This window comes from Pseudomonas sp. GD04015 (assembly GCF_029837675.1).
Classification (GTDB): domain Bacteria; phylum Pseudomonadota; class Gammaproteobacteria; order Pseudomonadales; family Pseudomonadaceae; genus Aquipseudomonas; species Aquipseudomonas paralcaligenes.
This window is the reverse complement of record NZ_JAOEEE010000017.1, coordinates 1-18,128: the sequence shown is the minus strand read 5'-3', so window position 1 is coordinate 18,128 and position 18,128 is coordinate 1. Positions and strand designations below refer to the sequence as shown.

Sequence of the window (18,128 nt, the reverse complement as noted above, 5' to 3'; positions counted from 1 at the left end):
AGCCATGCTGCCCGATACCTCGCCAATGCGGCCCATCACAATAAACGGGGAAGGCGCGATGTATAAAGAAGCCATGCTGGAGACAGGCGGTTATCGGCAAGGCCTCGAATCTACTCAGCGCACCCTGGACGCCACGAAAGTGGCGATCCTGCTAGCCGCCTACAACGGTGATCGGTTTCTCGACGACCAGTTGCAATCGATCATCCACCAAAGCCATGAAAACTGGCTGATCGTGGTGTCGGACGATGGCTCCACGGACAGCACCCGGGCGCTGCTGCAACGCTATCAGAGGCAGATAGGCGAGCAGCGCCTGCGCGTGGTCGAAGGGCCGCGGCGGGGATTCGTCAGCAATTTCATGGCCATGGCCAGCGATCCAGAGATTGAGGCCGATTACTTCGCTTTCAGCGACCAGGACGATATCTGGCACAGGGATCATCTCGAGCGTGCGCTGGCCTGGCTGCAAACCGTTGATCCCGCGATCCCGGCCCTACACTGCGGGCGAACCCGGCTGGTTCACGAGGACGGCCGGCCATTCGGCATGTCTCCGCTTTTCCCCAAGGCCCCGCACTTCAAGAACGCATTGGTGCAGAGCCTGGCTGGCGGCAACACCATGGTATTCAACCGCAGCGCCCGGCAATTGCTCAGTCATACGGCGGAGCTGCCCATCGTTTCCCATGACTGGTGGCTCTACATGCTGGTAAGCGGCACGACAGGGCGCATTCGATACTGCGAGCAGCCATCGGTAGACTACCGCCAGCACAGCAATAACCTGGTCGGCTCCAATTCCGACCTGAAGGATCGCCTGCATCGTATCCGGCGCATGCTCGCCGGACATTTTCACACCTGGAACACCATCAACGTCGACGCCCTGAGCCAGTGCCGGGACCTGTTGAGCGACGAAAGCTGCCACACCTTCCATACCTTTGCCGCCGCGCGCCGGGCCGGATTGTTGTCTCGTCTGCACGGCATGCAGCGCTGTGGCGTATATCGCCAGACCCTGCCAGGCAACATGGCCCTGGTACTGGCCGCTCTACTTGGCAAGCTCTAGCCTCATTTCAGGGCCACATCATGAGTCGAGAAGACACCGTCAAGAACCTGGTCTGGCAGCACACCCAGGTAGCGTCTACCGAGCGTCACGCCCTGCTTCGCCAGCTGCCCGTGACCTTGTGGATGACCGGACTGAGCGGTGCGGGAAAATCCACTCTCGCCTTTGCTCTGGAGAAACGCCTTGCCGAACTGGGCCACGCATGCTTCGTTCTCGATGGTGACAATGTTCGCCATGGCCTGAACCGCGACCTGGGCTTTTCCCCCGAGGCTCGCACCGAGAACATCCGGCGCATCGCGGAAGTGGCCAAGCTGATGAACACCGCTGGCCTGATCGTCATAACCTCGTTCATTTCCCCCTACCGCTCGGACCGGCAAATGGCGGAGGAAATAATCGGCCATGAATGTTTTCGTGAAATCCACATCAGCACCACCCTGCAACATTGCGAGCAGCGCGATCCCAAAGGTCTTTATCAGAAGGCACGCGCCGGGTTGATCCCGGAGTTCACCGGCATCTCCGCTCCCTACGAACCTCCTCTGGCGGCGTGCCTGAGCCTGGATACGTCGGTTTCGTCACTCGAGGTCTGCACGGACCGTCTGCTGGAGGTCATGCGGCCCTTTCTGCAGAAAGCGCCCTTGTCCGAGCCACTTGAAAACATGAGGGGCTGAACGATCGGCCAGGCGCGTCCGCCTGCCGGACTACCCGTTCATCGTTCGATCAGAACAGCCCCTGTACCAGGAAGGCCACCGCCGCGCCGACCACCAGGCCGGCAATGATCTCGACCTTGCTGTGGCCCATGCGCTCGCGCAGCACTTTCCCCTCCGGTTCACTCTTGCCCAGCCGGTTGATCGCCTCGGCGTGCAGGCCGACCTGGCGTCGCAGGCTGTTGGCGTCCAGCAGGACGATGAAGGCCAGGGTCAGGGCGACGCCGAAGGCAGGATGGCCAATGCCTTCGCGCAGGGCGATCAGGGCGGCCATGCTGCTCACGATCGCGCTGTGGTTGCTCGGCAACCCGCCGTAGCCGATCAGGCCGAAGGCCGGTCGCCCGGCCTTCAGGCTGTTGATGGCGAACTTCAGCGAGCCGGCCGTCAGCCAGGCGGCAAAGGGAGTGATCAGGTAGGCAAGATCCATGGACGGCCTCCGCTTACAGCGACCAGGCGCAGGCGCCGGCCCACAACAGGGCGACCAGCATCAGTTGCCAGTCGGTGAGGAGCGCGTCGGTGGGCGACTCGCCACCGCCCTGTTCCACCACGAACCAGTAGCGGAACAGGCCATAGAGCACCAGGGGAATGCTGATGATCAGCTCGGGGCGGCCGGTGATGACGAACAGGCTGTAGAACAGCAGGGCGCCAATGGCCGACATCTCGGCATAGCGGTCCACCAGCGTGATGGAATAGTGGCGCAGGACTTCCCGGCTCTCGCTGCCGTTGCTGCTCAGCTCCTGGCGGCGCTTGATCGATGCCAGGTAGAGGGCCAGGCACAGGGTGGTGACGAACATCCATCCCGACACCGGTACCGACAGCGCCATGGCGCCGCCATACACGCGCAGGACGAAGCCCAGGGCGATGGTGAAGATATCCAGTACCGGCTGGTGCTTGAGCACGAAGGTATAGGCGAGGTTGAGCAGCAGGTAGCCGAGGATCACATGGACCACTTCGGGGAAGCGGAACCAGGCGGCCACCAGGGCTCCATACAGCACGGCCAGCAGGACCAGGGCGGCCTGGGGCGTGACCAGGCCCGAGGCCAGTGGGCGGGTCAGGGACTTGCGCGGGTGTCGGCGGTCGTGCTCGATGTCGCGAAGGTCATTGACGATATAGGTCGCCGAAGACGCGATGCAGAACAGGCCGGCCGCGATCAGCGCCGCAACGATGGAGTCGGGGTCGTGGAATTCGCCGGAGAACAGCAAGGGGGCGAGGACGAACGCATTCTTCACCCACTGCCGGGGGCGCATCAGCGCCAGGAGTCCTTTCAGCCGGGCTAGAGGGGAGGGGGTGCGTAAGGTAGCATGCATGCCATTTAACTCCGCATGGCTTCTGGTGGGTTCTTGATGAGAATTGCGCTGATCTACTCGTTATTGGCCGCGATCGCTACCGCGACCAATATCTTTTCCCAGGATATGGTCGTCAGGGCCTATCACGGCCCTTATGCCATCCTGCTATCAGTGCTGGTGGGGACTGGGGTGGGGCTCATTGTCAAATACGTGCTGGATAAACGCTACATCTTTAGCTTTACCGCACAGGATATCGCCCACGATGGGCGTGTTTTTTTCCTCTATGCGCTGATGGGGCTCGTCACCACCGCGATCTTCTGGAGCTTCGAGTTCGGCTTCCATCACCTGTTCGAGAGCAAGGAAATGCGTTATCTCGGTGGTGTCATCGGCCTGGCCATCGGCTATTACGCCAAGTACCTGCTGGACCGTCGGTTCGTATTTCCCCAGGACTCGACGCCATGCTGATCAGCGGCTGGGGGCGATACCCGACCATCGACGCGCAGCTGCAGGAACTGACCACCCCGACCCGCGCCGCCGAGCATCTGGCGGCCGATGGTCCGGTGATCGCTCGCGGCATGGGGCGCAGCTATGGCGATAGCGCCCTGGCCCCCCATATTCTCTCGACTCGCTCGCTCGACCGCCTGCATGCGTTCGACCCTGACGAGGGCACGGTCGACTGCGATGCCGGGGTGACCCTGGCCGAGTTGATCGATGTCTTCCTGCCGCGTGGCTGGTTCCTGCCGGTGACGCCCGGCACGCGCTTCGTCAGCGTCGGCGGCGCCATCGCCAGCGACGTGCATGGCAAGAACCACCACCTCGACGGCTGTTTCAGCGCCTTCGTCGATTCCTTCGACCTCCTGACTGCCAGCGGCGAGGTGCTGACCTGCTCCGCCGACAGCCACGCCGAGCTGTTCCGCGCCACCTGTGGCGGCATGGGGCTGACCGGCGTGATCCTCCGGGCCCGCCTGCGCCTGCGCCGGGTGCACAGCGCCTTCATCGATCAGGTGACGCTCAAGGCCGCCAACCTGGACGAAGCGCTCGACCTTTTCGAGGCCCATGGCGCCAGCACCTATTCGGTGGCCTGGATCGACTGCCTGGCGAGTGGCGAGTCGCTGGGTCGCTCGCTGCTCATGCTGGGTGAGCACGCCCGTACCGGCGCCCTCGACCTGGCGCCGTCGCGAACCCTGGGGGTGCCGGTGGACATGCCCGGCATACTGCTCAACCGCCATTCGATCAGGGCGTTCAACAGCCTGTATTTCCACCGCATCCGCCAGCCCCGCACGGAGCAGCGCATCGACTACCGGCCGTTCTTCTACCCGCTAGATGGCATCGCCCAATGGAACCGCCTGTATGGCCGCGACGGCTTCCTCCAGTACCAGTTCGTGATCCCCCGCGAAGCGGGACGCGAGGGCATGAGGGCGATTCTCCAGCGCATCGCGGCCTCGGGGCGTGGCTCGTTCCTGGCGGTGCTTAAGGCCTTCGGCGCGGCCAACGACAACCCGCTGTCGTTCCCGATCGAGGGCTACACCCTGGCGCTGGATTTCAAGAACGAACGTGGCCTGACGGCGCTGCTCGACGAGCTGGACCGCATGGTCCTGGCCCACGGTGGCCGCCTCTACCTCACCAAGGATGCGCGGATGAGCGCGGAGACCTTCCGCCAGAGCTACCCGCGCTGGGAAGAATTCCAGGCGCTGCGCGAGCGCTACGGCGCCCTGGGCAGATTCGTATCGCTGCAAGCACAACGACTGGGACTGGAATGACCACCATGCAGAAACTGCTGATTATCGGCGCCACCTCCGCCATCGCCGAGGCCACTGCTCGCCGCTTCGCCCGGCGCGGCTGTCACCTCCACCTGCTGGGGCGCAACGGCGAACGCCTGAGCAGCCTGGCGGAAGACCTGAAGGTGCGTGGCGCCGGCGCCGCGAGCCACGCCTTCTTCGACGCCAACGATCTGGACAGCCATCCCGCCGTGCTGGAAGCCGCCATCGCCGAACTGGGCGGGCTGGACATGGTGCTGATTGCCCACGGCACCTTGGGCGACCAGAAGGCCTGCGAACAGAGCGTCGAGCTGACGCTGCAGGAGCTGAAGACCAACGCCCTGAGCGTGATCGGCCTGCTCACCTCGCTGGCGAACCATTTCGAGAACCAGGGCCACGGCACCATCGCCGTGATCGGTTCGGTAGCCGGCGACCGCGGCCGCCAGTCCAACTACGTCTACGGCACGGCCAAGGGCGCGCTGGCGCTGTTCCTGCAGGGACTGCGCAACCGCCTGAGCAAGCGTGGCGTGCAGGTGCTGACGATCAAGCCCGGCTTCGTCGACACGCCGATGACTGCGGCCTTTCCCAAGGGGCCGCTGTGGGCGACCCCGGACAAGGTCGCCGCGGATATCGAAAAGGCCATCGACAAGCGCCGCGACGTGCTCTACACGCCGGGCTTCTGGCGCCTGATCATGTTGATCATCAAGAGCGTTCCGGAAACGATCTTCAAGCGGTTGTCGCTTTGATTCCGCCTGTCCGGCCCCGCTGACAACTCCTGTTCCGCGGGCCGCCTGTCGGTGGCTTTCACGGTCTGAAAGCGCGGCGTCAGTGGTATGCTGCCCGCTCTTCTGACCCGCCCGGAACCATGCCGTGACCGAACGCACCCAGGCCGTGAAGGCCTACCTGCTCGACCTGCAGGACCGTATCTGCGCCGCCCTCGAAGCCGAGGACGGTTCCGCCCGCTTCTTCGAGGATGCCTGGGAGCGCCCCGCCGGTGGCGGCGGGCGTACCCGGGTGATCGAGAACGGCGCCCTGATCGAGAAGGGCGGCGTCAACTTCTCCCATGTCTTCGGCGACAGCCTGCCGCCGTCGGCCAGCGCCCACCGCCCCGAGCTGGCCGGCCGTGGCTTCGAGGCCATGGGCGTGTCGCTGGTGATCCACCCGGAAAACCCGCACGTGCCCACCTCCCACGCCAACGTCCGCCTGTTCAGCGCGGAGAAGGCCGGGGAGGAGCCGGTCTGGTGGTTCGGCGGCGGTTTCGACCTGACGCCCTACTACGCCGTCGAGGAAGATTGCGTGTATTGGCACCAGGTCGCCCGTGAGGCCTGCGCCCCCTTCGGCGCGGATGTCTATCCCCGGTTCAAGGAATGGTGCGACCGCTACTTCCACCTCAAGCACCGCGGCGAGCCGCGCGGCATCGGCGGGCTGTTCTTCGACGACCTCAACGAGTGGGACTTCGACACCAGCTTCGCCTTCCTGCGGGCCGTGGGCGACGCCTACATCAAGGCCTACCTGCCGATCATCCAGCGCCGCAAGGCCACGCCCTTCACCGAGGCGCAGCGCGAGTTCCAGGCCTTCCGCCGCGGGCGCTACGTCGAGTTCAACCTGGTGTTCGACCGCGGCACTCTGTTCGGCCTGCAGTCCGGCGGGCGCACCGAGTCCATCCTCATGTCCCTGCCGCCGCACGTGCGCTGGGGTTACGACTGGAAGCCCGAGCCGGGCACCGCGGAAGCGCGCCTGACCGACTACTTCCTCCAGGACCGCGACTGGCTGGCCGGCGCGTAGGGCGGGTGCAACCCGCGTATCCGTGGCGCGGGTTGCACCCGCCCTACTGACAGAAGGACATGTAATGGACCGTTACGGCGTGTTCGGCAACCCCATCGGCCACAGCAAGTCGCCGCTGATTCATCGTCTGTTCGCCGAACAGACCGGCCAGGACCTGAGCTACGAGGCGCTGCTGGCGCCGCTGGACGACTTCGCCGGCTACGCCCGCGCGTTCTTCGCCACTGGGCTGGGCGGCAACGTCACCGTGCCGTTCAAGGAGGAGGCCTTTCGCCTGGCCGACGAACTGACCGAGCGGGCCCGCCGCGCCGGTGCGGTGAACACCCTGAAGAAGCTCGACGATGGCCGCCTGCTCGGCGACAACACCGACGGCGCCGGCCTGGTCCGCGACCTGACGGTGAACGCCGGCATCGACCTGGCCGACAAGCGGATCCTCCTGCTTGGCGCCGGTGGCGCCGTGCGCGGCGTGCTGGCGCCGATGCTGGCGCACCGGCCGCAGGCGCTGGTGATCGCCAACCGCACGGTGGAGAAGGCCGAGCAACTGGCGCGCGAGTTCGCCGACCTGGGACCGGTCGCGGCCAGCGGTTTCGACTGGCTGAGCGAGCCGGTCGACCTGATCGTCAACGGCACCTCGGCCAGCCTGGCCGGCGAGCTGCCGCCCTTGGAGCCGAACCTGATACGGCCTGGCCACACCCTCTGCTACGACATGATGTACGGCCGGGAACCGACGGCCTTCAACCGCTGGGCGGCCGAGCAGGGCGCCGCGCGCTGCATCGACGGCCTGGGCATGCTGGTGGAGCAGGCCGCCGAGGCCTTCCTGCTGTGGCGCGGCGTGCGCCCGGACAGCGCGCCTGTGCTGGCGGAGCTGCGGCGCCAGCTGGGCTGAGTCGTAGGCGCGGGCTCTGCCCGCGAAGCGTGTTGTGGGCCTGATTCGCGGACAAGGTCCGCTCCCACAAGGTTTCGGGCAGCGGAAGAAGCGCAGGCGGGCGCTCAGCCGAAGAACCAGTAGCACACCAGGATCGAGGCAACGACGCCGACCATGTCGGCGAACAGGGCGCAGCCCACCGCGTGGCGGGCGCGTTGGATGCCCACCGCGCCGAAGTACACGGCCAGCACGTAGAAGGTGGTCTCGGTGCTGCCCTGCATGGTCGCCGCCACCAGCGCGGGGAAGCTGTCCACGCCCTGGCTCTGCATGGTCTCGATCAGCATCGCCCGCGCCGCGCTGCCGGAGAAGGGCTTGACCAGGCCCGTCGGCAGGGCCTCGACGAAGCGGGTGTCCCAGCCCAGGCCCTGGACGCACCAGCGGATGCCGTCGAGCAGCACGTCGAGCGCGCCGGAGGCCCGCAGCACGCCCACCGCGCAGAGCATGGCGACCAAGTAGGGCAAAAGATTCTTGGCGACCTCGAAGCCCTCCTTGGCGCCCTCGACGAAGCTCTCGTACACCGGCACCTTCTTCAGCGCGCCGAGCAGCAGGAAGCTGAGGATCAGGCCGAACAGGGTCAGGTTGCCGAGCAGCGAGGACAGGGCGGTCAGCGCCGTGGCCGAGAGGCCCGCCAGCACCGCCATGAAGGTGCCGATGGCCAGCGCGGCGCCACCGAGCCAGGCCAGCAGCACCGGGTCCCACAGGCGCAGGCGCTGCATCACCGCCACCGACAGCAGGGCGCTGGCGCTGGACACGGCGTTGGCCAGGAGGATCGGCAGGAACACCAGCGCCGGGTCCTCGGCGCCCTGCTGGGCGCGGTACATGAAGATCGACACCGGCAGCAGGACGAAGGACGAGGCGTTCATCACCATGAACAGCACCTGGGCGTTGCTCGCCGAGGTGCTGCTCGGGTTGAGTTCCTGCAGGGCCTTCATCGCGCGCAGGCCGATCGGCGTGGCGGCGTTGTCCAGGCCGAGGCCGTTGGCGGTGAAGCTGAGGGTGACCAGGCCGAGGGAGTGGTGGCCGCGCGGCACTTCCGGCATCAGCCGGGCGAACAGCGGGGACAGCAGGCGGGCCAGCATCTCGACCAGGCCGGCCTTTTCGGCGATGCGCAGGAAGCCCAGCCAGAGGGTGAGGGTGCCGAACAGCAGGATCATCACGTCGACCGACGTCCTGGCCATGGTGAACAGGCTCTCCACCATGGACGCCCACACCGTGGGGTCGCCGCCGATCCAGCGCAGCGCGGCGGCCAGCGCGGCCACCACGAAGAATCCCAGCCACAAGCCATTGAGCATCGTCAGTCCCCCCGGTCGGAGGCCGATGATAGCGGCCATGCCGGAGCGGGGCGAGCGATGCGCGGGCTTCAGCTCATGAAACGAGACGTGGAAATGAACGTGGCGGAAGCGTCGTCACCCTCGTGAGGTGACGGCGCTTCCGCCATCGTTGCTGCCTGACCCGGTCCTTGCGGAGGCACTCCCTGTACCCCTAGGTCGCTCCGTCGGCAGAGCATCCCGACCCCCTGGTCACGCGCCTGTCCCCGCGCGGTTTTTCAAAACAAGACCTGTTGACGCGTTGTCGCTCCCCGGATTGCCGCACCAACGTCACCGTTCGCGCACAACCCGTCACGTGCGTGACAAGGCGTCGACAGGCCCTGGTCGAGCGTCAGGGCGCCCGACGACCGAAGACCATGGATACGATGAACATCACCAGGAAGACCACGAAGAGAATCTTCGCGATACCCGTGGCGGTGCCGGCGATACCACCGAAGCCCAGAACCGCGGCGATGATGGCGATGATCAGGAATGTAATGGCCCAACTCAGCATGATGACGTCTCCTTCTTCTATTCAACGTTCCGGAGGCCGGCCAGGCGGTCAACCGCTGGCTCGTCCTCGGATTCGGTATCCAGACTGAAGAACATGGCCCGGCCCAGACTCAGCGCACTGCCCAGGACACCTAGCACGGCGATCAGCAACGCAAAGATCAGGGTGAGCATTTCCATTTCTCCTCTGAATGATTGGGGGCGTTTTCACGCGCCTTGGTTCAAGCTTCTTTTCAGTTCACGCATACGGTCGTGGCAGGCCCGTACCGTCGGCATCTCGGATTCCAGCAAGGCGCGCTCCTCGGGAGCGGCTTCCGGCAGAGCCTCTTCGAAGGCTTTCAGCAGGCGGTCTTCCGTCGATTCCAGTTCGGCGACATAGGCGGCGTCGCCATCGCGGGAAAGACGCGCCTTGGTGTCCGCGTACAGCTGGCGCAACGCACCGCTGAGGGTGCCGCCTTCGGCGGGATGCTCGCGCTCCTCCGCCACTTTCAGCGCCAGCGCCTGGAGAATCCGGGTCTTGGCCTCGGCCATGTCGTGGAACACCGCCTTCAGCCGCGGGTCCTGCACCTCGGCTGCGGCGTGCTGATAGAAGCGCTCACCGTCTCGGGTGATCTCTATCAGCTCGTTGAGCACGTTGGACTGGCTGTTCATCGCGGCCTCCGCTATCCGTCTTTCGCATCGCGGGAATTTCCCGGTCTGTGATCTTTCTTTCTCAAATTGCGTGCCAGCCGTATTCGACTTAATTTTCCTTATATTTCAATAAGATAAATATCATGCAAACCAGGTGGGGCGTGCAGCATGCAGGATTGCGCAAAAATTTCCGTGCAACTTGCACGAAACTTACGACACTAACCCTCCAGGCCGACGCACCAAGAGAAGAAACGATGCAAGAAGAAGCTGCCGCCAAGGGACGCATCCTGCTGGTGGATGACGAGTCCGCGATCCTGCGTACATTCCGCTACTGCCTGGAGGATGACGGCTACGTGGTCGCCACGGCCGGCAGCGCCGCCCAGGCCGACAACCTGTTGCTGCGCCAGGTGTTCGACCTGTGCTTCCTCGACCTGCGCCTGGGCGAGGACAACGGCCTGGACCTGCTGGCGCAGATGCGCATCCAGGCGCCCTGGATGCGGGTGGTGATCGTCACCGCCCACTCCGCCGTGGACACTGCCGTCGATGCGATCCAGGCCGGCGCCGCCGATTACCTGGTCAAGCCTTGCTCGCCGGACCAGCTGCGCCTGGCCGCCGCCAAGCAGCTGGAAGTGCGCGCGCTGGCGGCGCGGCTGGAGGCGCTGGAGGGCGAGGTGCGCAAGTCCAAGGACGGCCTCGACTCGCACAGCCCGGCGATGATGGCGATCCTGGAAACCGCCCGCCAGGTCGCGACCACCGACGCCAACATCCTCATCCTCGGCGAGTCCGGCACCGGCAAGGGCGAACTGGCCCGCGCCATCCATGGCTGGAGCCGCCGCGCCAAGCGCACCTGCGTGACCATCAACTGCCCGTCGCTGACCGCCGAGCTGATGGAAAGCGAGCTGTTCGGCCACGCCCGCGGCTCCTTCACCGGCGCCAGCGAGAGCACCCAGGGCCGGGTCAGCCAGGCCGACGGCGGCACCCTGTTCCTCGACGAGATCGGCGACTTCCCGCTCACCCTGCAGCCCAAGCTGCTGCGCTTCATCCAGGACAAGGAATACGAGCGGGTCGGCGACCCGGTCACCCGGCGCGCCGACGTGCGCATCGTCGCCGCCACCAACCTGGACCTGGACGACATGGTCCGCGAGGGCCGCTTCCGCGAGGACCTGCTCTACCGCCTCAACGTCATCACCCTCAAGCTGCCGCCGCTGCGCGAGCGCCACGAGGACGTGCTGTCCCTGGCCGAACGCTTCCTCGCCCGCTTCGTCAGCGACTACGGCCGCCCGGCCTGCGGCTTCAGCCCAGAGGCCGTGGCCGCCCTGCAGGCCTACCACTGGCCGGGCAACATCCGCGAGCTGCGCAACGTCATCGAGCGCGCCAGCATCATCTGCCAGCAGGAGACGGTGGAAATCGTCCACCTCGGACTCGGTGGCGGTGGCGAGGCGCCGAGCGGCGCCGTGCGGGTGGGGGCGTCCATGAGTCTCGAAGAGCTGGAGAAGGCCCACATCGCCGCCGTCCTGGCCAGCAGCAACACCCTGGACATGGCGGCCAAGACCCTGGGCATAGACGCTTCGACCCTCTACCGCAAACGCAAGCAGTACAACCTTTGACCATGGGGTCACCATGAAGCTGCCGATGAAGCTTCGCACCCGTCTGTTCCTGAGCATTTCCGCGCTGATCACCGTGGCGCTGATGGGCCTGCTGCTCGGGCTGTACAGCGTCACCCAGATGGCGCGTGGCCAGAGCGAGCTGATCCAGCGCGGCTTCACCGCCGTGCAGGTCGGCCAGAAGCTGCGCCAGCACCTGGGCGACGAACTGATCGTGCTGATCGACCAGAACCCGGACCCGGACGGCCTCGCGAGCATTCGCCAGGCCTTCCGCTCGACCCTCGCCGAGGGGCTCGGCGCCGACCTGGGAGAGCGCTACAAGCGTGGACTCGAAGAGGCCGCGACGTTCTACGACCAGATGGAGCAGGCGGCCGCCAGCGGCACGCCCGCCGGCGAGACGCCGCACAACCTGGCCAGCCACAAGCCCTTCACCGAGGCCTTCAAGCGGTTGCGCAACCACCTGCTCGACGAGCAGGACCAGGTGGTGGAGCGGGTCATCGAGGCCGAGAAGAAGGCCGGCGAACGTTCCCAGCTGATCGCCGTGCTGCTCGCCCTCATGGGCCTGTCGGTGCTGGCGATCGGCGTGCTCACCGCCAACGGCATCGCCCGCCGCTTCGGCGCGCCCATCGACCTGCTGGCGCGGGCCGCCGACCAGGTCGGCCGCGGCCAGTACGACGTGGTGCTGCCGGTGTCGCCGGTGGTCGAGCTGGCGGTGCTGAGCCGGCGCTTCGGCCTGATGACCGAGGCCCTGCGCCAGTACTATTCGAGCAACCTCAACCAGCTGCTCAACAGCGAGGGCCGCCTGAAGGCGGTGCTCGACAGCATCGACGACGGCCTGGTCATCCTCGACGCCCAGGGCCGCGTCGAACACGCCAACCCGGTGGCGCTGCGCCAGCTGTCGTGGAGCGTGGACATCCAGGAGCAGCCCATCGGCCCGCTGCTGCCCGGCCACGCGGTGGACGAGGCATTGCGCCAGGTGCTCGCCGGCGAGCTGATGCGCGAGCCACCGGCCGATCTGCAGATCGGTCGCGACGGCGAGGTGCGCCTGCTGGCCTGGGCGCTGACCCCGGTGCAGCTGCGCGAGGGCGGCAGCGTGGGGGCGGTGATGGTGCTGCGCGACGTCACCGAGCAGCGCACCTTCGAGCGGGTACGCAACGAGTTCGTCCTGCGCGCCTCCCACGAGCTGCGCACGCCGATCACCGGCATGCACATGGCCTTCAGTCTGCTGCGCGAGCGGCTGTCGCTGGAGCCGGGCGGGCGCGAGCAGGAGCTGATGCGCACCGTCGACGAGGAAATGCGCCGGCTGGTGCAACTGATCGACGACCTGCTGGAGTTCTCGCGCTACCAGAACGGCCTGCAGACCCTGCAGCGCAACCCGTACGACCTGACCGCGATGGTCGACCAGACCCACGAACGCTTCGCCGAAGAGGCGGCGGAGCGCGGCGTGACCCTCGTCTGCGAGGCCCACGAGCCGCTGCCGCGCCTCAACCTCGACGCCGGGCAACTGGAGCGGGTGCTCAACAACCTGGTTAGCAACGCCCTGCGCCACAGCAACCCGGGCGGCAAGGTGCGGTTGCAGGCGCGCCGCCATGGCGAACAGGTGATCGTCAGCGTGCAGGACGAGGGCGAGGGCATTCCCTTCGGCCAGCAGGCGCGCATCTTCGAGCCTTTCGTGCAGGTGGGGCGGCGCAAGGGAGGGGTCGGGCTGGGGCTGGCGCTGGCGCGGGAGATCGTGCAGTTGCACGGCGGCCGGCTAGGCGTCTACTCGCGCCCCGGCGAGGGCGCCAACTTCTACTTCAGCCTGCCGGTCTGACGGCCGGCGAAAGGCTGCCTGCGGCGCGATGGGTCGGGATTGCGGTGTAGGGTGTCGCGGGGCCGCCCAGGCCGTGCGTACCTCATGAGGTTCCGCTTGGCTATGTCCCCGTTAGTTGTTGTACACCTTGTGGGAGCGGATTTATCCGCGAATTTCGCGGCCAATCGGAATGCCGCCCAACCGCTCCCACAAAAGCAGGATTGCGCCACCAACACGTAACGTGGACATAGCCTTCCGCTTTGGCGTCTGGTGCGCGCGACCTGGGCGGCCCCGCGACACCCTGCGAATCAGACGGGATTGGTTTCAGCGCAGGATCGGGTCGAACTTGAAGCGGCGGCCCGCCATCAGCGCCACCAGGAAGGCCAGGCCGAAAAAGCCTGCGGCACATTTGAGCGCCAGGGCGGGGATCTCTTCCAGGCCGGGGTTCAGCCACAGGGTGAACAGGCTCAACAGAGTCATGATCAGCAGGAAGATGGCGCTTCTGGACATGGCGGGATTCCTGGTCGGTCAGAGTCGTCAGAACACCCAGCGCGGGGTGCTGTCTGCGGGACTCGGCTGGCGCGTGGCGGTGTCGGTCTCGCCCTGGTCGGAAATGCGCAGCCACTGGCCATCCTCGCGAGCGGCGCGGGAGGCCTGCCGGCGCAGCTCGCCGAAGCCTTCCAGCAGCGCGCTGGTGCGAGTGTCACTGACCATGGAGGTGGAGACGGTGAGTTCGGCGGTCTTGGCGGCGGCGCCGGCCGAACCGGTGAGATCGGTGGCGTAAGCTCCGTTGACCAGCAATGCAGCGGCGCAGAACAGGCTCAGTCGGACAGTGTGCATGGCGCTTCTCCATTAGCGATCAGTCGGGGCTTACGTGACTGATGTTGCAGCGCTCGTGCCAGTCTTTTGCTGGTCTTAATCTCCTTTAAAATCAATTAGTTATATTTATTTGCACCAGCGTGTGCCATGCGCTTTGCAAGATGCACGATGCATGGCGCATGCAATTTGCACGATCAGGCTCGGTGCGGCAGCACGACGGTGAAGCACGAGCCCTCGCCGAGACGGCTGCTCAGCTCGATGCGCCCGCCGTGGGCCTGGACGATCTGTTCGCTGATGAACAGGCCCAGCCCCAGCCCCTGGGCAACGCTGGTGCCGGCCACCCGCTCGAACTGCTCGAACACCCGCCGCTGGTCCGCCTCGGAGATGCCCATGCCCTGGTCGCGCACCTCGGCGCGGACGAAATCGTCCTCCACCTTGACCCGCACCGACACCGGCTTGCCGTCACCGTAGCGCAGCGCGTTGGTCAACAGGTTGGCCAGCACCTGCTCGATGCGGAACTCGTCCATCAGCACCGGCGCGGGCCCTTCCACTTCCAGTTCGATATGGCTGCCGGCGCTGGCGAACTGCGCGGCCAGGCTTTCCACCACGTTGCCGGCCAGCACGCCGAGGTCGGCCGGCTGCGGGCGTACGGACAGCTTGCCGGTGCGGATGCGCGAGACATCGAGCATGTCGTCGATCAGCCGGGTCAGGCTGCGGATCTGCCGCTCGTCGCGGGCGACCATCTCGCGCAGCTTCTCCAGGGTGAAGGCGTCGTCGCGGCCCTGCTGCAGGCGCAGCTTGCGCAGCTGCACGTCGAGGATCAGGCCGTTGAGCGGCGTGCGCAGCTCGTGGGAGGCGATGGACATGAACACGTCGCGCATCTGCACCGCCTTCTGCAGCTCGGCCTGGGTTTCGCGCAGCTCGGCGAGCAGCGCTTCCTGCTCGCGGCGCCCGGCCTCCAGGTCCTCCAGCTGCAGGCTCAGGGCCTTGCGGTGGCGGTACAGCTCGACGAACATCGCCACCTTGCTGCGCACCTCGTAGGGCGACAGCGGCTTGTGCAGGAAGTCCACCGCGCCGCTCTCGTAGCCCTTGAAGGCATAGTCCATCTCGCGCCCGACGGCGCTGACGAAGATGATCGGGATGTGCTTGGTCTTCTCCGTGCCGCGCATCAGCTCGGCCAGCTCGAAGCCGTTCATGCCCGGCATCTTCACGTCGAGGATGGCTAGGGCGAACTCGTGTTCGAGCAGCAGCGACAGCGCCTCGTCGGCGCTGCTGGCCTGGAACACCGTGCGGTCCTCGCCCTGTATCAGCGACTGCAGGGCCAGCAGGTTCTCCGGCAGGTCGTCGACGATCAACAGCTTGGCTTCAATCTTCCTCAGCATGGCAGGGCATCCAGTTCGGCCAGCAGCGGGCGCATGGTGGCGATGGGCAGGAGAAAGTCCGGTTGCAGCAGCGCCAGCGCCGCCTCCGGCATGGTGGGTACCTGAGCGTCGGACGGCTCCTGCACCAGAGTCAAGCCACCGGCTCGCTGGATAGCCAGCATTCCGGCCGCGCCATCCTCGTTGGCGCCGGTGAGCAGGGCGCCGGCCAGCCGCTCGCCATAGGCGTCGGCGGCGGACTCGAAGAGTATGTCGATCGACGGGCGCGAGAAATGCCGCGGCTCCTCGCGGCTGAGCGAGAAGCTGCGATCGGTCTCGATGGACAGGTGGTAGCCGGCCGGCGCCACGTAGACCACGCCGCCGCGCAGGCCTTCCTTGTCTTCGGCCTCCTTGGCCGGCAGTGCCAGGCGCTGGGCGAGCAGCTCGGCGAGCAGGCTGTCGCTGCGGTCCGGCAGGTGCAGCAGGCAGACCACCGGCAGCCGGTAGTCCGCAGGCAGCTCGGCGAGCAGCTGCAACAGCGCTTCCACGCCGCCGGCTGAGGCGCCGATCACCAGCGCCTCCAGCGGGGCCCGGGTCTGGCCGCGCAGGATGATCCGCCGCTGGCCGTTCATCGCTTGCGGAAGATCCGCTCGGGGCGCGCAAGCGCCTCGAACTGCTTGGCGTAGGCGGAGAAGTCGATGCTTTCCTTGCTGCCCAGGCCGAGGAAGCCACGGTGGCAGAGCGAGTCGTGGAACAGGCCGAGCGCACGGTCCTGCAGGTCGCGGTTGAAGTAGATCAGCACGTTGCGGCAGGACACCAGGTGGGTCTCGGCGAACACGCTGTCGGTAGCCAGGCTGTGGTCGGCGAAGGTCACGTTGGCGCGCAGCGACTTGTCGAACAGCACCCGGTCGTAGGCCGCCGAGTAGTAGTCGGAGAACGCCCGCTTGCCGCCGGAGAGCTGGTAGTTCTGGGTGTAGGTGCGCAGGTTGTCGAGGGCGAAGATGCCCTGCTCGGCCTTCTCCAGCGAGTGCGGGTTGATGTCGGTGGCGTAGATCATGGTGCGCTCCAGCAGGCCTTCCTCGCGCAGCAGGATGGCCAGCGAATACACCTCCTCGCCGGTGCTGCAGCCGGCCACCCAGACTTTCAGCGACGGGTAGGTGTGCAGCAGCGGCACCACCTGCTCGCGCAGGGCCAGGAAGTAGCTCGGGTCGCGGAACATCTCGCTGACCGGGATGGTGAGGTACTGCAGCAGCTGCATGAACGCCTTGGGGTCGTGCAGGATGCGCTCCTGCAGCGCCGAGATGGTCGGGCAATCCAGCTGGGCCTGCGCCTGGCGCACCCGGCGCTTCAGCGAGGCCCCCGCGTAGTCGCGGAAGTCGTAGCTGTAGCGCAGGTAGATCGCCTCGATCAGCAGGCGCAGTTCGATCTCGTCGGGCATCAGAGGCGTTCCAGCTTGGGCATCCATACGCGGATCAGGGAGAACAGGCGGTCGAGGTCGATGGGCTTGGCCAGGTAGTCGTTGGCGCCGGCCTCGCGGCAGCGCTCCTGGTCGTCCTTCATCGCCTTGGCCGTCACCGCGATGATCGGCAGGTTCCTCCAGCGCGCCTCCTGGCGAATCTGCCGGGTGGCCTCGTAGCCGTCCATCTCCGGCATCATCACGTCCATCAGCACCAGGTCGATGTCGTCGTGCTCGCGCAGCTTGGCCAGCGCCTCGATGCCGTTGCGCGCCACCTCCACCGCCGCGCCCTTCTGCTCCAGCGCGCTGGACAGGGCGAAGATGTTGCGCACGTCGTCGTCCACCAGCAGCAGGCGGCGGCCCTCGAACACCTTGTCGCGGCTGCGCGCGGTCTTGAGCATGCGCTGGCGCTCGCTGGACAGCTCGGCCTCGACCTTGTGCAGGAACAGGGTGACTTCGTCCAGCAGCCGCTCCGGCGAGCGCGCGCCCTTGATGATGATCGAGCGCGAGTACTTGAGCAGCTCGGCTTCCTCATCGCGGGTCAGGTTGCGCCCGGTGTAGACGATCACCGGCGGGAACGAGCAGATGTCCTCCTCGGCCATGCGCCGCAGCAGCTCGTTGCCCTGCATGTCGGGCAGCTTGAGGTCGATGATCATGCAGTCGAACACCGTCTCGCGCAGCTTCTCCAGCGCCTCGCCGGCGAATGCCACGGCGGTGATCTCGATGTCCTCGTCGCCGATCAGGCGGGCGATGCTGTCGCGCTGCAGCGGGTCGTCCTCCACCAGCAGCACGCGCTTGACCTGCTGGTTGAGCTTGGCCTCGAGCTTGCCGAACACCTCCTTGAGCTGCTCGCGGCTGGTGGGCTTGAGCGCATAACCCACCGCGCCCAGGTGCAGGGCCGCCTCGCTGTGGTCCTCCACCGACACCCCGTGGACCGGGATGTGGCGGGTCTGGGCGTCGTCCTTCAGGCGTTGCAGCACGCCGAGGCCGGAGCCGTCGGGCAGGTGCATGTCGAGCAGGATGGCGTCCGGGCGGAACTGGCGGGCCAGCTCCAGGCCCTCGTCGGCGCAGGTGGCCACCAGGCAGGCGTAGCCCAGCTCGTGGGCCAGGTCGAAGAGGATGCGGGCGAAGCGCTCCTCGTCCTCCACCACCA

Annotated in this window: 20 protein-coding genes and 1 pseudogene; 9 read left to right on the top strand and 12 right to left on the bottom strand. The window is 66.4% G+C overall.

Annotated features, from left to right (window positions below):
* Positions 1–4 precede the first annotated feature (4 nt).
* Entirely contained in the window at positions 5–1,048 is a 1,044-nt protein-coding gene (locus tag N7640_RS15350; protein WP_279904150.1) for a glycosyltransferase family 2 protein, read from the top strand.
* 20 nt (positions 1,049–1,068) lie between these two features.
* On the top strand, positions 1,069–1,713 hold the full coding sequence (cysC, locus tag N7640_RS15345; RefSeq protein ID WP_279904151.1) for an adenylyl-sulfate kinase: 645 nt from the start codon (positions 1,069–1,071) through the stop codon (positions 1,711–1,713).
* A 49-nt stretch (positions 1,714–1,762) separates the two neighbouring features.
* Here cysC and N7640_RS15340 read toward each other — a convergent pair whose 3' ends face one another.
* Together N7640_RS15340 and N7640_RS15335 are read right to left on the bottom strand one after the other, a co-directional pair.
* On the bottom strand, positions 1,763–2,176 hold the full coding sequence (locus tag N7640_RS15340) for a divergent PAP2 family protein (protein ID WP_220812645.1): 414 nt from the start codon (positions 2,174–2,176) through the stop codon (positions 1,763–1,765).
* A 13-nt stretch (positions 2,177–2,189) separates the two neighbouring features.
* Positions 2,190–3,062 (bottom strand): annotated as a pseudogene (locus N7640_RS15335) (decaprenyl-phosphate phosphoribosyltransferase); the annotation flags it as partial.
* 30 nt (positions 3,063–3,092) lie between these two features.
* Here N7640_RS15335 and N7640_RS15330 point away from each other — a divergent pair.
* From N7640_RS15330 to aroE, 5 genes are all read left to right on the top strand, one after another.
* Positions 3,093–3,500, top strand: a complete 408-nt coding sequence (locus N7640_RS15330; RefSeq protein ID WP_279904152.1) for a GtrA family protein — start codon at positions 3,093–3,095, stop codon at positions 3,498–3,500.
* Entirely contained in the window at positions 3,494–4,795 is a 1,302-nt protein-coding gene (locus N7640_RS15325) for an FAD-binding oxidoreductase (RefSeq protein ID WP_279904153.1), read from the top strand. The genes N7640_RS15330 and N7640_RS15325 overlap by 7 nt, the downstream gene beginning before the upstream one ends.
* 5 nt (positions 4,796–4,800) lie before the next feature.
* The gene (locus N7640_RS15320; protein WP_279904154.1) at positions 4,801–5,538 is read left to right on the top strand and encodes an SDR family oxidoreductase; all 738 of its coding nucleotides are present in this window, start codon (positions 4,801–4,803) and stop codon (positions 5,536–5,538) included.
* 124 nt (positions 5,539–5,662) lie between these two features.
* Positions 5,663–6,577 (top strand): oxygen-dependent coproporphyrinogen oxidase, encoded by a 915-nt coding sequence (gene hemF / locus N7640_RS15315; RefSeq protein WP_220812640.1) that lies wholly within the window; start codon positions 5,663–5,665, stop codon positions 6,575–6,577.
* Between the two features lie 64 nt (positions 6,578–6,641).
* Complete coding sequence (aroE, locus tag N7640_RS15310) at positions 6,642–7,460, top strand: shikimate dehydrogenase (protein ID WP_279906052.1); 819 nt, start codon at positions 6,642–6,644, stop codon at positions 7,458–7,460.
* A 104-nt stretch (positions 7,461–7,564) separates the two neighbouring features.
* Here aroE and N7640_RS15305 read toward each other — a convergent pair whose 3' ends face one another.
* The 4 genes from N7640_RS15305 to N7640_RS15290 form a co-directional block, all read right to left on the bottom strand.
* Positions 7,565–8,791: a nucleoside recognition domain-containing protein gene (locus N7640_RS15305; protein WP_279906050.1), complete on the bottom strand. Its 1,227-nt coding sequence runs from the start codon at positions 8,789–8,791 to the stop codon at positions 7,565–7,567.
* 367 nt (positions 8,792–9,158) lie between these two features.
* Positions 9,159–9,320: a DUF1328 domain-containing protein gene (locus N7640_RS15300; protein WP_192313808.1), complete on the bottom strand. Its 162-nt coding sequence runs from the start codon at positions 9,318–9,320 to the stop codon at positions 9,159–9,161.
* Positions 9,321–9,337: 17 nt separating this feature from the next.
* Positions 9,338–9,490, bottom strand: a complete 153-nt coding sequence (locus N7640_RS15295; RefSeq protein ID WP_220812637.1) for a hypothetical protein — start codon at positions 9,488–9,490, stop codon at positions 9,338–9,340.
* A 33-nt stretch (positions 9,491–9,523) separates the two neighbouring features.
* Complete coding sequence (locus tag N7640_RS15290; protein ID WP_220812636.1) at positions 9,524–9,967, bottom strand: PA2169 family four-helix-bundle protein; 444 nt, start codon at positions 9,965–9,967, stop codon at positions 9,524–9,526.
* Positions 9,968–10,200: 233 nt separating this feature from the next.
* Between N7640_RS15290 and algB the strand changes: the two genes are divergently transcribed.
* Complete coding sequence (gene algB, locus N7640_RS15285) at positions 10,201–11,553, top strand: sigma-54-dependent response regulator transcription factor AlgB (protein ID WP_220812635.1); 1,353 nt, start codon at positions 10,201–10,203, stop codon at positions 11,551–11,553.
* A 13-nt stretch (positions 11,554–11,566) separates the two neighbouring features.
* A complete protein-coding gene (locus N7640_RS15280; protein ID WP_279906049.1) occupies positions 11,567–13,363 on the top strand; it encodes an ATP-binding protein in 1,797 nt (598 codons plus the stop codon).
* A gap of 303 nt (positions 13,364–13,666) precedes the next feature.
* Here N7640_RS15280 and N7640_RS15275 read toward each other — a convergent pair whose 3' ends face one another.
* From N7640_RS15275 to N7640_RS15250, 6 genes are all read right to left on the bottom strand, one after another.
* Positions 13,667–13,852, bottom strand: a complete 186-nt coding sequence (locus tag N7640_RS15275; protein WP_220812633.1) for a PA3371 family protein — start codon at positions 13,850–13,852, stop codon at positions 13,667–13,669.
* A 27-nt stretch (positions 13,853–13,879) separates the two neighbouring features.
* Entirely contained in the window at positions 13,880–14,182 is a 303-nt protein-coding gene (locus N7640_RS15270) for a hypothetical protein (protein ID WP_220812632.1), read from the bottom strand.
* Positions 14,183–14,355: 173 nt separating this feature from the next.
* Positions 14,356–15,543 carry a hybrid sensor histidine kinase/response regulator gene (locus tag N7640_RS15265; RefSeq protein WP_220812631.1) on the bottom strand — a complete coding sequence of 396 codons (1,188 nt, stop codon included), beginning with the start codon at positions 15,541–15,543 and terminating at the stop codon, positions 14,356–14,358.
* The gene (locus N7640_RS15260) at positions 15,537–16,151 is read right to left on the bottom strand and encodes a chemotaxis protein CheB (RefSeq protein ID WP_279903087.1); all 615 of its coding nucleotides are present in this window, start codon (positions 16,149–16,151) and stop codon (positions 15,537–15,539) included. Before N7640_RS15260 ends, N7640_RS15265 begins: the two co-directional genes overlap by 7 nt.
* Entirely contained in the window at positions 16,148–16,957 is an 810-nt protein-coding gene (locus N7640_RS15255) for a protein-glutamate O-methyltransferase CheR (protein ID WP_220812629.1), read from the bottom strand. The genes N7640_RS15260 and N7640_RS15255 overlap by 4 nt, the downstream gene beginning before the upstream one ends.
* Positions 16,957–18,128, bottom strand: a 1,172-nt coding sequence (locus tag N7640_RS15250) for a response regulator (RefSeq protein WP_279906207.1), incomplete at its 5' end; no start/stop codon positions are given. The genes N7640_RS15250 and N7640_RS15255, both read right to left, overlap by 1 nt.